The following is a 14652-nucleotide window of genomic DNA, read 5'->3' as shown; positions in this document are numbered from 1 at the left end:
TTTTGGGGAACCACTCAAGGGGCCCATAAATGACAGATAACGAGCAAACCCCCGAAGACTACGGCGCAGATTCCATCAAGGTTCTCAAGGGCTTGGAAGCTGTACGTAAGCGTCCGGGGATGTATATCGGTGACACTGACGATGGCAGCGGTCTGCACCACATGGTGTATGAGGTTGTCGACAACGGAATTGACGAGGCTTTGGCCGGTCACGCGGACGCGGTGACTGTCACGATTCACGCGGATTCCAGCGTGTCCGTCAGCGACAACGGTCGTGGGATTCCGGTGGGCATCCACGAGGAAGAGGGCGTGTCGGCGGCAGAGGTCATCATGACCCAACTGCACGCGGGCGGGAAGTTCGACAGCAACTCCTACAAGGTGTCGGGCGGTCTGCACGGTGTGGGAGTGTCAGTGGTGAACGCATTGTCGGACTGGTTGGAACTGTGCATCTGGCGCGACGGCAAAGAGCATGTTGCACGGTTTGAACGGGGCGATACGGTCAAGCATCTGGAAGTGGTGGGTGATGCCGATGGGCATACAGGGACAGAAGTGCGGTTTCTGGCCTCGACCGACACCTTTTCGAACCTCGAATACTCTTTCGACACGCTGGAAAAGCGCCTGCGCGAGCTGGCCTTCCTGAACTCGGGTGTGCGGATCATTCTGGTGGACGAGCGGCCTGTCGAGCATCTGCGGTCCGAGCTTTACTACGAAGGCGGCGTGCGGGAGTTCGTGAAATATCTCGACCGTTCGAAGTCGTCTGTGATGTCAGAGCCGATCTTTGTCAGCGGCGAGAAGGACGATATCGGGGTCGAGGTCGCGATGTGGTGGAACGACAGTTACCACGAAAACGTGCTGCCCTTCACCAACAACATCCCGCAACGCGATGGCGGCACGCATATGGCGGGCTTTCGCGGGGCGCTAACGCGGACGATCAACAACTACGCGCAGTCCAGCGGCATCGCGAAGAAAGAGAAGGTGAACTTCACCGGCGATGACGCGCGCGAGGGGCTGACTTGCGTGCTGTCGGTCAAGGTGCCCGATCCGAAATTCTCGTCCCAGACCAAGGACAAGCTGGTGTCGTCCGAAGTGCGGCCCGCTGTCGAAGGGTTGATGAACGAAAAACTGGCCGAGTGGTTCGAGGAGAACCCGAACGAGGCCAAGATCATCGTGGGCAAGATCATCGAAGCGGCCCTCGCCCGTGAAGCAGCGCGGAAGGCCCGCGAACTCACGCGGCGCAAGACGGCGATGGATGTGAACTACCTTGCCGGCAAGCTGAAGGATTGTTCGGAAAAGGACCCGTCGAAGACCGAAGTCTTTCTGGTTGAGGGTGACTCCGCCGGGGGCTCTGCCCAAACGGGTCGCGACCGGCGCACGCAGGCAGTGCTGCCGTTGCGGGGGAAAATCTTAAACGTGGAGCGCGCGCGGTTTGACCGGATGCTAAGCTCTCAGGAGATCGGCAACCTCGTTATGGCGCTGGGCACGGGCATTGGCCGCGACGAGTTCGACATCTCGAAACTGCGCTACCACAAGATCGTCATCATGACAGACGCGGACGTGGATGGCGCGCACATCCGCACGCTCTTGCTGACCTTCTTCTACCGGCAGATGCCGGAGCTGATCGAGGGCGGGTATCTCTACATCGCGCAGCCGCCGCTCTACAAAGTGTCGCGCGGCAAGTCCGAGGTGTATCTGAAGGACCAGACGGCGCTGGACGACTATTTGGTCGAGCAGGGCACCGATGGCGCGATGCTGCGGCAGGGCAATGGCGAAGAGATCGTCGGCCAGGACCTGGTCCGCGTGGTCGAGGAAGCACGCCAATTGAAGCGCGTCTTGCAAGCCTTCCCCACGCATTACCCGCGCCACATTCTGGAACAGGCGGCGATTGCCGGTGCCTTTGTGCCCGGCGCGGTCGACAGCAACCTGCAGGGCGTGGCCGACAAGGTCGCGGAACGGCTGAACTTGATCGCGCTGGAATGGGAGCGCGGCTGGCAGGGCCGTATCACGCAGGACAAGGGTGTGCGTCTGGCGCGCATCCTGCGTGGTGTGGAAGAGGTACGTACGCTCGACGGGCCGATGCTGCGGTCAGGTGAGGCGCGCAAGACCGGGTCCTTCACGCAGTCGCTGCAGGATGTCTACGGCACACCCGCCACTCTGATCCGCAAGGACCGGGTGCAGGCGATCATGGGGCCGATGGACCTGCTGGATGCGATTCTGGAAGAAGGCGAACGTGGTCTGTCCCTGCAACGGTACAAGGGGCTGGGCGAGATGAACCCGGATCAGCTATGGGAAACCACGCTGGACCCCGATGCACGGACGCTGTTGCAGGTTCAGGTGGATGACATGGCCGAGGCCGACGACCTGTTCACCAAGCTGATGGGCGACGTGGTGGAGCCGCGCCGCGAGTTCATCCAACAGAATGCGCTGAGTGTCGAAAACCTGGACTTCTGATGTTCTCGAAAGAAAAGCTGGAATACCGCCAACTGCCCCTGCCGGATCGGCAGGAGTTGGACGATGCCGAGATGCTCAAACGGGTGGAAGAGTTCCGCGATTTCATGGCCCAGCGCCACACGGTCCGCGACTATTCCACCCGACCTGTGGCGCAAGAAGTGATCGAGGCTTGCGTGGCAGCCGCCGGTACGGCCCCGTCCGGCGCCAATCACCAGCCGTGGCACTTCGTGGCCATCAGCGATCCGGCCATCAAACGCCAGATCCGCGAGGCGGCAGAAGAAGAAGAGCGCAAGTTCTATGATGGCGGTGCCAGCGACGAGTGGATCAAGGCGCTGGAGCCCATCGGCACCAATGCCGACAAGCCGCATCTTGAGGATGCGCCATGGCTGATCGTGGTCTTTGCCCAGCGCTACGGCCTGTTTGACGATGGCACGCGGTACAAGAACTACTACGTGCCCGAAAGCGTAGGCATTGCGACTGGAATGCTGCTGACAGCGCTGCACACGGCAGGTCTGGTGACCTTGACGCATACGCCGAACCCGATGAAATTTCTGGGCGACCTCTTGGGCCGACCAGAAAGCGAAAAGGCCACGATGATCATCGCCGTTGGCCACGCAGCTGACCATGCGACAGTGCCTGCCGTGGCCAAGATCAAGAAGCCGCTGGACGAAATCCTGTCGGTACGCTGATGTTTTTTCGCCTCTGGCGGGAACCCCTTTGGCTTGGGTTCGTTACTCCTCCGAAGCAACCATTGGAGGACGTTATGACACTGAAATCATTGAAGATGTCGGCCGCTATGGCCGCAATTCTGGCTGCCGGTTCGGCCTATGCGGACACTGCCGCAGTTACCGCCAAGGAGAGCCATGCAGCAGACTATGCCGTCAAGGCCGAAGAGCTTGCAAAGCACGCGAACGAGCTGTCCGAACAAGCCGAGCAACTCGCCGAGATGGCTGATGAGCTGGCCGCGTCCGCCGAGCAGATGGACATGGCGCAGGCAGAGCAGATCGAAAGCACCGATGACACCATTATGCCGCTGACCGCTGATGCCGAGGCGCCGACAGATCCCGTGACCGACACAGGCATGGAAGACACCGACCTGGCCGAGAATGACGCCGTCCAACCAACAACCGAGATGACCGTTGCCGACCTGCTGGGCATGAATGTCGTGTCCGCAAATGACGAAGTCATCGGCGAGATCGACTATGTCGTGAATTCGCTCGACGGCCAGGCGGCTGTCATCGGCATCGGCGGCTTCCTAGGCCTGGGTGAGTACACCGTCGCCATCGACGTGAACGAGTTCGAAATCACGGAGGATGAACAGCTGAAGCTGTCTCAATACACCGAAGCCGAGCTTGAGGCCTTGCCCGAGTTTGACGAGACCGGTGTGGAAAGCCTGCCGGACGAAACACCGATCGACGCGCAATTCTAAGGCGCATCGCAGTTCGTACGGGAAAGGGGGCCTTGGGTCCCCTTTCTTGGTTTTCCGCCGAATGGAAAAGCACGTCAATTTTTCCTTTGTTTTGGCACCTTTGCTGCACTACGCTTCGCTCCAAGGTCGCGGAGGGCGACCAACGTCCAACTGGTGGGAGACAAGATATGGGCAAGAGGGACGATCTGATCGCGCAATACGCGGATGATCTGAAAAACAAATGTGGCATGACGCCGGACATGGACCTGCTGACGAAGGTGACAATTGGCTGTGGCCCGTCGATCTACGACGCCGACGCATCGACAGTGGCGTCGAGCCAGCCGGGTGAGCTGGAAACCGTCAAGAACAACTTCCTGATCAAGAAGCTGGGCCTGGCTGACGGTCCGAAGCTGGACGAAGCGATTGCGTCGGTCATCGAAACTTACGGCAAATCCGAGCGCAACAAGTACCGCGCCGTTGTCTACTACATGCTCACCAAGCATTTCGGCAAAGAAAGCGTCTACGCCTGATTTCTGCAGGTGCAGCATTAACGAACAAGACACCCGCTTTAAGCGGGTGTTTCATTTTTTGCTAGAATGAGATCTACAATAAAATTGAGATGCGTCACCCGTTTTGGTAGCAAGATGGGTGATCGGACCAGAAGGTCAGACCCGATATTCAGTTGACTTGCGGTGGCTCGTGGGAGTGTGCACCGGGGTGAAAGGAGGGTTCTGACCAATATGGGTCAGAACCCTTTTTCCTAGAACAGCGTCAGCACCGCACCGATGACAGTGCAGCCGAACGTGGCGTACCCGCCATCAATCATGGCGAGACGGAAGGGCCGGGCGCCAAACGCATAGAACGTCGCAATCCACGGCGTAACCAGGAACAGTCCGATCCCGAACCCCGACACCAGTCCTTCGCCGAATGTGTCAATGCCGCTCAGCACAAAGACATGGCGCATCATACCCGCGACCAGAATAGCACCGACTATGCTTGTGATGTACGGCACCGGGTTTGACTGGTTGGCAGGCGCATCGCCCGCCTCGTTCAACGGCACGCCCGATACCGCCATCCATGGTTTGGCCAGCACCGTGTACCAGATTGCCCCGAACATGAACCCGGCGACGCCTGCCGCCAAAACAGCTAAAAATCCCATATGTCCCTCCGTCATTGGCTATTTGTGCCAACAGGTTGCCAGACGATGGGAAAAATCCAAAGCGTTTACGGATCGACGCCCGCCATCTCGCACACGGCCTGCCATTCGGCATCCGTGACCGGCTGCACCGACAGGCGCGAATTTCGGATTAGGGCCATCTCTTCCAGCCGCGGGTCCGCCTTGACCATTTCAAGCGTGACCGGCGTTTGAACGGGACCAATCGCCTTGATGTCCACGCACTCCCAGCGCGCGTCGTCGATCGTGCTGTCCGGATGCGCCTCCGCGATCACTTCGACAATGCCAACCACGGCCTTTTCCGTCTGCGAGTGGTAGAAGAACCCGCGATCCCCCACCTTCATCTCGCGCATGAAGTTGCGGGCCTGGTAGTTGCGCACACCATCCCATTCTTCGCCCGCATCGCCTTTGGCGACCTGCTGGTCCCAGCTCCAGGTCGACGGTTCGGATTTGAAAAGCCAGTACCTCATGCGCCGATCACCTGTTTCCATGCCTTGATCTGAACATCACGGAACAGGCCCGCCTTGGCATAGGGGTCATTGTCCGCCCAGCTTTGTGCGGCGGCCATATCCTCAACGTCCAGCACAATCAGCGACCCGCAGGGATTGCCATCGGCATCCAGAAAGGGCCCCGCCTGTTTCACGACGCCGGTGCTGTCGAGGTAGTCCAGATGCGCCGGACGGTTCTCCATCCGGACATCCAGCGCGCCCTCCTTGTCAAAGGCCATCAGGGCAAAAAGCATGTCATTCCTCCTTCAGCGGGCGGGCCATTAAACGGGCCATGGCACCGGGTACATCCACATTGTCATCCACCAGATCCGCGACCGTGGCGCAGATCGGCAGATCAAGATCGTGTTTGGCCGCGACACCGCGCAATGCCCGCGCTGTTCCGGCACCTTCGACCGTAATGGCCGCATCAAATTCGGTTCCCGCGCCAAGGGCAAGGCCAAGACGGTAGTTGCGTGACTTGTCCGAAGTGCAGGTCAGCGTCAGATCGCCCAACCCGCTGAGGCCCATCAACGTCTCGGGCTGCGCGCCCAGCGCTACGGCAACGCGCTGCATCTCGGCAAAGCCACGGGTGAGCAGGGCCGCGCGCGCGCTGTCGCCAAGACCGGCGCCCATGACGGCACCGCATCCGATGGCAATAACGTTTTTCAACGCGCCACCCAGTTCGGCGCCGATGACATCCGAGGTACGATAAAGCCGGAGTTTTGGCGTAGACAGCTCCGCTTGCAGCGCTTCGGCCACCTGACTGTCAGCGCAGGCCAGGGTCAGGGCGGTGGGCAAGCCGCGCGCAATGTCATCGGCAAAGCTGGGCCCGGTCAGCGCCGCCGCATGGCGCGCGCCGGACAATATTGAGGTTGGTCCAACCCCCGTCGTAACTTCGATCCCTTTGCAGCAGGCAACAGCGGTGTGGCGCGACAGATCCAGATCGATCAGGAACCTGCGCAACCTTTGTGTCGGCACCGCGAAAAGGAGCGTGTTGCACTTCAAAACAGTCTCTAACTGCGCCGAAACCGTGATGTCAGCGGGCAGTTCGACGCCCGGCAGTCGCTGCGCATTCTGCCGCGTATTGCGCATGGTCGCGGCATGTTCCGGGTTGCGGGCCCACAATGTCACCGGACCTTTAGACGCCAACGCGACCGCCAGCGCCGTGCCGAACGCGCCTGCACCGATCACACCGACGCTCACGCCTTGGCGCCTTTCTTGCCTGAGCCCAACATCGCTGCGCTTTTGGTATCAAGCGGCATACGTGGACGCGCCGACAGGTCCATGCCGTCCGGTTCCCGGTAGGGCATCTGTTCAATAGCGGCCGCTGCGATCATCGCCGCATTGTCCGTGCACAGCGCCAGCGGCGGAGCATTGAACGCGACGTCGGCTTCAGCACAAATAGTCTCTAACAAGGCGCGAATGGTCATATTTGCCGCCACGCCGCCAGCCACGCACAGGGTCGGTTGCGCAGGCGCAAGGTCGAGATAGGCCGCCAGCGCCCGCCGCGTCTTGCCCGCCAGACTGTCCGCCACCGCCGCCTGAAACGACGCGGCCAGGTCCGCCTGATCCTGCACCATCAAACCCGATTGCGCGTCGACGATCCCGTCCCGCGCACGCAGCACCGCCGTTTTCAAACCGGAAAAGCTCAGGTCACATCCCGGCTTGTTGGCGAGTGGCCGGGGAAAATCGAAGCGGGCCGGATTGCCGTCGCGTGCCGCGGCCTCGACCGCCGGACCACCGGGCTGACCCAGCCCAATCAGCCGCGCGACCTTGTCGAACGCCTCGCCCGGAGCATCGTCGATGGTGCCGCCGAGGCGCTTGAAGTCATCGGGGCCCTTTGCCAGCAGGAACTGGCAGTGCCCGCCCGATACAAGAAGCATCAGGTAGGGAAAGGATATGCCGTCCGACAGCCGCGGCGTCAGTGCATGCCCCGCGAGGTGGTTGATTCCATAAAGCGGCTTGCCCGTCGCGACGGCCAGCCCCTTGGCCGTCATCACACCCGCGACCACGCCACCGATCAGGCCCGGACCGCACGTCGCCGCAATGGCATCAATGTCTTTCAACGACACATTCGCCTGCTCCAGTGCGCCGGCAATGCTGACATCCAAACGCTCCGCATGGGCACGGGCCGCAATCTCGGGCACCACGCCACCGAAATCGGCATGCAACTCGGATTGCCCAAACACCACGGACGACAGCACCGTCATATCTCCGGGCGCGCCACACACCACAGCCGCTGCAGTATCGTCGCAGCTGCTCTCGATCCCCAGAACTGTCACGGCTCGCGTCATGGCCTATCCGTTGCACCAAAGGCGCGTGCGAGGTAACAGCATAAGCCGTGGCGAACAATGCACCTCTCTCCCCTGTCACCTTGTTGATGACCCGCCCGCTGGCCGCGGCAGAACGGTTCGTGGAAGAGATGCCCGACGATCTCATGGCTAGGGTTACGCCCGTGTTCAGCCCGCTCTTGCGTATCGAGCCCACCGGCGATGCGCTTGGCCTACTGCCGGATATGGCGGCCATTTTCTCTTCGTCAAACGGCGTGCAATATGGCCCTGAAGGCGCGGGCCGCATGGCGTATTGCGTGGGGGCACGGACGACCGCGCAAGCAAAGGCCAAAGGTTGGTCCGCGCAGATGGCCGGGCAGGACGCGGATGCGCTTGTATCGTACGTTATAGGAAATCCTCCCAACAAATCGCTCGTTCACATTCGCGGTCGTCACACGCGCGGCGACATTGCGGGGCGTTTGGTGACTGCTGGGCATACGGTGACCGAGGCAATCGTTTACGACCAGGTGCCCCAACCGCTCAACAATGCGGCACGGACTGCCATGATCGAAAGTGACGCGACGATTGTCCCCCTTTTCTCTCCCCGCACAGCAGTGGAATTTGCCAAACAGGACCCACGAGCCAAATGCCTGAATGTGATCGCACTCAGCGCGGCGGTCGCAGAGGCGGCGCATCCGCTGAAAGTTCATAGCGTGGCCGAACGCCCGGATGCCGCTGCGATGTACGCCGCCATCCGGCAGGCCATCAGTTCGGGTTGAGGGGCGCGTGGGCGCGCTGTAGAGTTTGAAGCGGTGTCAAACCGCACGGAAGAATCGGAAGGGGAGTTCCTTGGCCAAACGCAAAAGTCCGGAAAAGGGCCCCCAGAAAGACACGGCAGCAAAATCCACCGACGCTGCCGATCCGAAGGCCGAAGACGCGGCGCCAGGTACAGAGCTGTCGCCCGACGTGGCCGCAACCGAGGTGATCGATCTTGAAGCCGAAGAGGTTGATCCAAAGACCGCGACCAACGACGCGAGCATTCAGGATGAACCTATAGTCCAAGCCGAGCCTGAGCCTGAGCCTGAGCCTGAGCCTGAGCCTGAGCCTGAGCCTGAGCCTGAGCCTGAGCCTGAGCCTGAGCCTGAGCCTGAGCCTGAAAGTGTGGTTACGCCACCGCCGCCGCAACCCCAGCCCGAACGCCGCAGTGCCTTGCCGCTAGTGTTTGCCGGGATCATCACCGCGCTCGCCGGATTCATTGCGGGGCGCACCGACATCCTTGACCCGATCTTTCCACCCAGAGCTACGGCTGATCCCGAACTGGTCACCGAATTGAACGACAGGGTCGCGGATCTGACTGCACAGCTGGACGAAACGACCGCCGATCTTGGCCTGCTGCGCACGCAAATACAGGATCAACCCTCTGCCGAGCCCACGGACCTCGGCCCACTGGAACAGCAAATCGCCGACCTGGCGGGCCGCATCGAGGGGTTGCAGGATCGTCCATCCTCGGCCGTCGTTGTTCCGGATGATGCCATTGACGCGGCACTTGCAGACCTGCGCGCAACAGCGGCAATCCAACAGGAAGAAATTGACCGGCTGCTCTCGGATGCGCGGCTGGCTCGTGAAAACGCCGATGCAGCGGCATCGGCAACACTGGCACGCGCGGCTGTGAACCGTGTGATGGCGGCGGTGGACAATGGCGGACCCTTTGCTGCCGCCCTTGGCGATTTGGAGCAAGCCGGTGTGACGGACATTCCGGACGTTTTGCGCACAGCTGCCGCAGATGGCGTTCAACCCCTGTCCGAACTGCAAGCGACCGCGGCAGATGCTGCGCGCTCTGCGCTGGCAGCGGCACGTGCGGCCGATGGGTCCGGGGGTCTCGGGGCCTTCTTCGAACGTCAGCTGGGAACGAGGTCAATCCTGCCGCAAGAGGGGTCCGACCCCGATGCCGTACTGTCCCGTATCGAAGCAGCGACGCGCGACGGCCGCTTGGGCGATGCCTTGGCAGAGGCAGAGGCTTTGCCCGATGCGGCGAAAGAGGCCCTTGGGTCATGGTTGGAACAGGCGCGACTGCGTCAAGACGCGGTCACGGCCGCAAACGCATTGGCGCAACGCCTGTCGGCACTCTGAAGGGGCCTTTTATGATCTGGTCATTGGTAAAAATCATCATTTTCGTGGTCGCGGTTGCGGCCCTGGCCTTGGGCGCCGGTTGGCTTCTGGAAAGCGAGGGCGGCATTCAGATCGTCGTGGCGGGCAAGGAATACACCCTTGGCCCCTTGCAATCCGTTATTGCCCTCGTGGCGCTGATCCTTGCAGTCTGGGTGTTCCTGAAGCTGCTCGGTCTGGTAATCGCCGTCTGGCACTTCCTGAACGGCGACGACACCGCCATCTCGCGGTATTTCGAGCGTCGCAAATACGCGAAGGGGTTCGATGCGCTGGCCGAGGGGATGATGGCGTTGGCCTCAGGAGAGGCCCGAACCGCTCTGGCAAAGGCGGAAAAAGCGGATCGTTACCTCGACCGGCCCGAACTGACCAATCTGCTGACGGCTCAGGCTGCTGAAATGGCGGGCGACCGGAAAAAGGCGGAGGAGACGTACCGCAAGCTGGTGACAAACGATGCAACACGCTTTGTCGGCGTGCGCGGCATCATGAAGCAGAAGCTGGCGGATGGAGACACGGACACGGCCCTGCAACTGGCCGAAAAGGCATTTGCCATCAAACCCAAGCATGAAGAGACGCAAGACATCCTGCTGAAGCTGCAAGCCGACAAGGAAGACTGGACCGGCGCCCGCGCCACGTTGAGCGCCAAGCTGAAACACGGAAACCTGCCCCGCGATGTACACAAACGCCGCGATGCCGTGCTGGCGCTGAGCGAAGCGCGCAAGGTGCTGGAAGCCGACGAAACGATTGAAGCACGCGAGGCCGCGATCGAGGCGAACCGCCTGTCCCCCGACCTGATCCCGGCCGCTGTCATGGCGGCCCAAGGGTACATCGAAAAAGGCCAGAAACGCTACGCGACCCGCGTTCTGAAAAAAGCATGGGATGCACAACCGCACCCCGATGTCGCCGCCGCCTTTGCCGAGATTGAGCCCGAAGAGACATCGACAGACCGGCTCAAGCGTTTCACGGCGCTGACCAAGACCAAGCCGGACCACCCCGAAACCAAGATGCTGCTGAGCGAGCTGCACATCGCGGCCGAGGACTTTCCAGCCGCCCGTCGTGCGCTGAGCGATCTGGCCGAAACCGATCCAACGACCCGATCCCTGACGCTGATGGCAGCCATTGAACGGGGCGAGGGGGCAAGCGACGCTGTTGTACAGGGGTGGCTCGCCCGAGCGGTCACAGCCCCGCGCGGTCCGCAATGGGTCTGCGACAATTGCCAGAACATCATGCCCGCCTGGGCACCGACCTGCAGCAATTGCGGCGCCTTCGACACGCTGTCATGGAAACGGCCACCGAATGCCGAACTGACCCTGCCGGGCGGCAGTGAGATGCTGCCACTGCTGATCGGTGCGCCACAGAAATCCGACGATGATGGTGCAGTTGCGGTCGTCGATGACAGTGACGTGATTGAAGCGGAGGATATGGGGAATCCAGCCCCAAAAAACAGCTGAATTAACGGTCATTGCTATTGTCATTGGGCAACGTTCTAGGCGATTGACCGCCCGTAAACGAAATTTCTTGTGTGTGCCGCCGTCATTTCCGGCTAGACCATTCTGCAACATGATGCCGTAAACGGCTCAGGGGGACAGATCTTTGCATTACCCAATTCGCTTGTTGGCGTCTTTATTCATTCTCGCGACAGTCACAGCCTGCGCACTGCCCCGCGGCGCCGCCATTGAAGGCGAGGTTATCCGCAGCCAGAACAACGAAGACGCAGCATTCTCGGTTGTTCCGATCACGCGGGACAATGTCGCGCAACTTGCCACCTGGCCTGCCACGGGTTGGGAAGGGCACTATCACTGGTTCACCCGCAATCCCGGGCCAAAATCCAACGTCATCCGCCCGGGTGACAGCATCGATCTGGTGATCTGGGACAACCAGGAAAATTCGCTTCTTACCGGTGTTCAACAGCAAAACGTCGTGCTGGACGGTATCGTCGTATCACCCTCCGGCTCCATCTTTGTCCCCTATATCGACGAGGTACGGGTCAGCGGTGCAACCCCTGACGCAGCGCGGCGCAGCATCGAAGAGCAGTTGCGCGCCGTTATTCCCGATCCACAGGTGCAGTTGGCCGTCACCTCGGGCCCCGACAACTCCGTCGATGCTGTCGGCGGGTTCAATGCCCCCGGAACGTATCCGCTGCCGAACAGGAACTTTTCCATCCTCAGCCTGATTTCCAACGCGGGCGGGATTTCTTCGTCCCTGCAGAACCCTCTGGTGCGCGTGATCCGCAGCGGTGAGTCCTATGGCATTCGTGCCGGTGATCTGTTCAAGCGCCCATCGGCCAATGTGATCTTGCGCGGTGGCGACCAGATCATCGTGGAAGAGGACGAACGGTACTTTGTCGCTCTCGGTGCCACCGGTACGGAAACCATCGTGCCCTTTACCCAAGAGCGCATCAATGCAGTCGAAGCGCTCGCTCTGGTCAACGGTTTGAACGATACACGCGGCAATCCAAAAGGCGTCCTGATCTTGCGCGACTACACTCGCCAGGACTTGCGCGCAGACGGGTCTGGCCCGGTGAAAACACAAGTGGTGTTTGCCATCGACCTGACATCGGCTGACTCGCTCTTTGCCGCGCGCAAATTCAACATCAACCCAGGCGATCTTGTTCTTGCCACAGAAAGCCCGATCAACTCGGTCCGCACCATCTTCGGCCTGATCGGATCGGTTGTCGGTGTCGGCAACTCTCTGGACGGAAGCTAAAAGAAAGGCCGCGCAAAAGCGCGGCCTCTCAGTAGTCGATTGGGCGGGGATTTACCCCGCCTTTTTTGCTTAGTAGCGGTAGTGTTCCGGCTTGAACGGCCCTTCGGGAGCCACGCCGATGTAAGCCGCTTGTTCCGGATCCATCTGCGTCAGCTTCACGCCGATCCGATCCAAATGCAGACGGGCCACTTTCTCATCCAGATGCTTGGGCAGGATGTAGACGTCGTTCTCGTAATGCTCGTTCCGGGTCCAAAGCTCGATCTGAGCCAGCACCTGGTTGGTGAAGGACGCCGACATCACAAAGGATGGGTGACCGGTGGCATTGCCAAGGTTCAACAACCGACCCTCGGACAGCAGGATGATACGGTTGCCCGAGGGCATCTCGATCATGTCCACCTGTTCCTTGATGTTGGTCCACTTGTGGTTCTTCAGGGCAGCCACCTGAATCTCGTTGTCGAAGTGGCCGATGTTGCCGACGATGGCCATGTCCTTCATCTCGCGCATATGCTCGATGCGGATCACGTCCTTGTTGCCGGTGGTGGTGATGAAGATGTCAGCGTCAAGGTTCTCTTCCAGCAGAACAACCTCGAACCCGTCCATCGCCGCCTGCAGCGCGCAGATCGGATCGACCTCGGTCACCTTCACCCGCGCACCCGCACCGCGCAGGGACGCAGCCGAGCCTTTGCCGACGTCGCCATACCCCATCACAACGGCAACCTTGCCCGCCATCATGGTGTCGGTGGCGCGGCGAATGCCGTCGACCAGCGATTCCTTACAGCCATACTTGTTGTCGAACTTCGACTTGGTGACCGAGTCGTTCACATTGATCGCAGGGAAAGGAAGCTGCCCGTTCTTCACCAGCTCATACAGACGGTGCACGCCGGTTGTCGTCTCTTCAGACACGCCTTTGATCTGATCACGCATCTTCGTGAACCAGCCAGGGCTCTGCTCCATCCGCTTGGCGATCTGCGCCTTGATAACCGTCTCTTCCTCGGATGTCGGCACAGGAATGATTTCTTCCCCCGCCTCGGCCCGCGCACCCAGCAGGATGTAAAGCGTCGCATCGCCCCCGTCATCGAGGATCATGTTCGGCCCGTCCGCAAACTGGAACGACCGGTCAAGGTAGTCCCAATGCTCTTCCAGCGACTGACCCTTGATCGCAAACACAGGCACACCACCGGCCGCAATGGCCGCAGCAGCGTGATCCTGGGTCGAGAAAATGTTGCACGACGCCCAGCGCACTTCGGCACCCAACGCCACCAGCGTTTCGATCAGAACAGCGGTCTGGATCGTCATGTGAAGCGAACCGACAATGCGCGCACCTGCGAGCGGTTTGCTTTCGCCATACTCCGCCCGGCACGCCATCAGGCCCGGCATTTCGGTTTCTGCGATATCCAGTTCCTTGCGGCCATAATCGGCCAGGGCAATATCCTTGACGACGTAATCCTGCGACATCCGTTTTGTCCTTTCAAATCGGGCTGTCGCGCAGATAGCACTGACCCCCGTCAGGGGCAATCATCGCATCGGAACGTTGCTTGTCAGAGTCAGGAAGCGTCGGATGTAAGAAGATCCAGAAAGGCAAGCGCTTCGGCGGGCGCTGCATCCCCTTTGTCGCGCAAAAGGCGCTCAAAGGCGACGATAGGATCGTCGTTGGGCGCCCAATCCTCACCTTGGCTCAGAACGCAGGCGCGGTCATCCGCCTCAAGCTGCATCAATGTCCAGGTGCCGGTGGCTTCTGACGCCCAAAGCTGCTGATCGGCGGCCCATGCCCCCGGAACAGGTGTCTCGCCGTACCAGTCGATAAGCGCCGCTTCCATTTCTACCGCATCCATGCAGACGGGTGAGGCAAGGGCAGCCGTCGCCGTCACAAAGGGTGCAAGGGTCGTCAGAACAAGGGTTTTGAGTGCGTGTCTCATGTTTTACCAACGTGCACCGCAGGCTTTTGTTCCCGCACAATCGCTTTCCCACCTTGCACAGCTGCGCTAGGACAATGGTC

Annotated in this window: 15 protein-coding genes; 8 read left to right on the top strand and 7 right to left on the bottom strand. The window is 60.6% G+C overall.

Features of this window, described 5'->3' with window-relative positions; genetic code table 11:
* Positions 1 to 29: 29 nt before the first annotated feature.
* From gyrB to KUV51_RS10565, 4 genes are all read left to right on the top strand, one after another.
* Positions 30 to 2447 carry a DNA topoisomerase (ATP-hydrolyzing) subunit B gene (gyrB, locus tag KUV51_RS10580; RefSeq protein ID WP_222521597.1) on the top strand — a complete coding sequence of 806 codons (2418 nt, stop codon included), beginning with the start codon at positions 30 to 32 and terminating at the stop codon, positions 2445 to 2447.
* Positions 2447 to 3136 (top strand): nitroreductase family protein, encoded by a 690-nt coding sequence (locus KUV51_RS10575; protein WP_222521596.1) that lies wholly within the window; start codon positions 2447 to 2449, stop codon positions 3134 to 3136. The genes gyrB and KUV51_RS10575 overlap by 1 nt, the downstream gene beginning before the upstream one ends.
* 74 nt (positions 3137 to 3210) lie before the next feature.
* Positions 3211 to 3876, top strand: a complete 666-nt coding sequence (locus KUV51_RS10570) for a PRC-barrel domain-containing protein (RefSeq protein WP_222521595.1) — start codon at positions 3211 to 3213, stop codon at positions 3874 to 3876.
* Between the two features lie 167 nt (positions 3877 to 4043).
* Entirely contained in the window at positions 4044 to 4385 is a 342-nt protein-coding gene (locus tag KUV51_RS10565; RefSeq protein WP_222521594.1) for a DUF2853 family protein, read from the top strand.
* 230 nt (positions 4386 to 4615) lie between these two features.
* Here the strand turns inward: KUV51_RS10565 and KUV51_RS10560 are convergent, their stop codons facing one another.
* The 5 genes from KUV51_RS10560 to tsaD all read right to left on the bottom strand — a co-directional run bounded on the left by KUV51_RS10560 (position 4616) and on the right by tsaD (position 7811).
* Positions 4616 to 5014, bottom strand: a complete 399-nt coding sequence (locus KUV51_RS10560) for a DUF1761 domain-containing protein (RefSeq protein ID WP_222521593.1) — start codon at positions 5012 to 5014, stop codon at positions 4616 to 4618.
* A 65-nt stretch (positions 5015 to 5079) separates the two neighbouring features.
* On the bottom strand, positions 5080 to 5499 hold the full coding sequence (locus KUV51_RS10555) for an EVE domain-containing protein (RefSeq protein ID WP_222521592.1): 420 nt from the start codon (positions 5497 to 5499) through the stop codon (positions 5080 to 5082).
* Positions 5496 to 5771, bottom strand: a complete 276-nt coding sequence (locus tag KUV51_RS10550; protein ID WP_222521591.1) for a YciI family protein — start codon at positions 5769 to 5771, stop codon at positions 5496 to 5498. Before KUV51_RS10550 ends, KUV51_RS10555 begins: the two co-directional genes overlap by 4 nt.
* A 1-nt stretch (position 5772) precedes the next feature.
* The gene (locus tag KUV51_RS10545) at positions 5773 to 6720 is read right to left on the bottom strand and encodes an NAD(P)H-dependent glycerol-3-phosphate dehydrogenase (protein ID WP_222521590.1); all 948 of its coding nucleotides are present in this window, start codon (positions 6718 to 6720) and stop codon (positions 5773 to 5775) included.
* Positions 6717 to 7811, bottom strand: a complete 1095-nt coding sequence (gene tsaD / locus KUV51_RS10540; protein WP_222521589.1) for a tRNA (adenosine(37)-N6)-threonylcarbamoyltransferase complex transferase subunit TsaD — start codon at positions 7809 to 7811, stop codon at positions 6717 to 6719. Before tsaD ends, KUV51_RS10545 begins: the two co-directional genes overlap by 4 nt.
* 86 nt (positions 7812 to 7897) lie before the next feature.
* Between tsaD and KUV51_RS10535 the strand changes: the two genes are divergently transcribed.
* The 4 genes from KUV51_RS10535 to KUV51_RS10520 all read left to right on the top strand — a co-directional run bounded on the left by KUV51_RS10535 (position 7898) and on the right by KUV51_RS10520 (position 12656).
* Complete coding sequence (locus KUV51_RS10535; protein ID WP_222521588.1) at positions 7898 to 8566, top strand: uroporphyrinogen-III synthase; 669 nt, start codon at positions 7898 to 7900, stop codon at positions 8564 to 8566.
* 70 nt (positions 8567 to 8636) lie between these two features.
* On the top strand, positions 8637 to 9917 hold the full coding sequence (locus KUV51_RS10530; RefSeq protein WP_222521587.1) for a COG4223 family protein: 1281 nt from the start codon (positions 8637 to 8639) through the stop codon (positions 9915 to 9917).
* Between the two features lie 11 nt (positions 9918 to 9928).
* A complete protein-coding gene (locus tag KUV51_RS10525; protein WP_222521586.1) occupies positions 9929 to 11401 on the top strand; it encodes a heme biosynthesis protein HemY in 1473 nt (490 codons plus the stop codon).
* Positions 11402 to 11564: 163 nt separating this feature from the next.
* Positions 11565 to 12656, top strand: coding sequence for a polysaccharide biosynthesis/export family protein (locus KUV51_RS10520; protein WP_261385771.1), 1092 nt, complete (start codon positions 11565 to 11567; stop codon positions 12654 to 12656).
* 69 nt (positions 12657 to 12725) lie between these two features.
* On the opposite strand, the gene ahcY is transcribed toward KUV51_RS10520, so the two are convergent.
* Both ahcY and KUV51_RS10510 read right to left on the bottom strand, forming a co-directional pair.
* On the bottom strand, positions 12726 to 14111 hold the full coding sequence (gene ahcY / locus KUV51_RS10515) for an adenosylhomocysteinase (protein WP_222521585.1): 1386 nt from the start codon (positions 14109 to 14111) through the stop codon (positions 12726 to 12728).
* A gap of 89 nt (positions 14112 to 14200) precedes the next feature.
* The gene (locus KUV51_RS10510; protein ID WP_222521584.1) at positions 14201 to 14572 is read right to left on the bottom strand and encodes an S-adenosyl-L-homocysteine hydrolase; all 372 of its coding nucleotides are present in this window, start codon (positions 14570 to 14572) and stop codon (positions 14201 to 14203) included.
* Between the last annotated feature and the right edge of the window lie 80 nt (positions 14573 to 14652).

The sequence above is a fragment of the Tateyamaria omphalii genome, assembly GCF_019802125.1.
GTDB lineage: Bacteria > Pseudomonadota > Alphaproteobacteria > Rhodobacterales > Rhodobacteraceae > Tateyamaria > Tateyamaria omphalii_B.
Note: the sequence above shows the minus strand (reverse complement) of the source record. Positions and strands in the feature narration are given on the sequence as shown.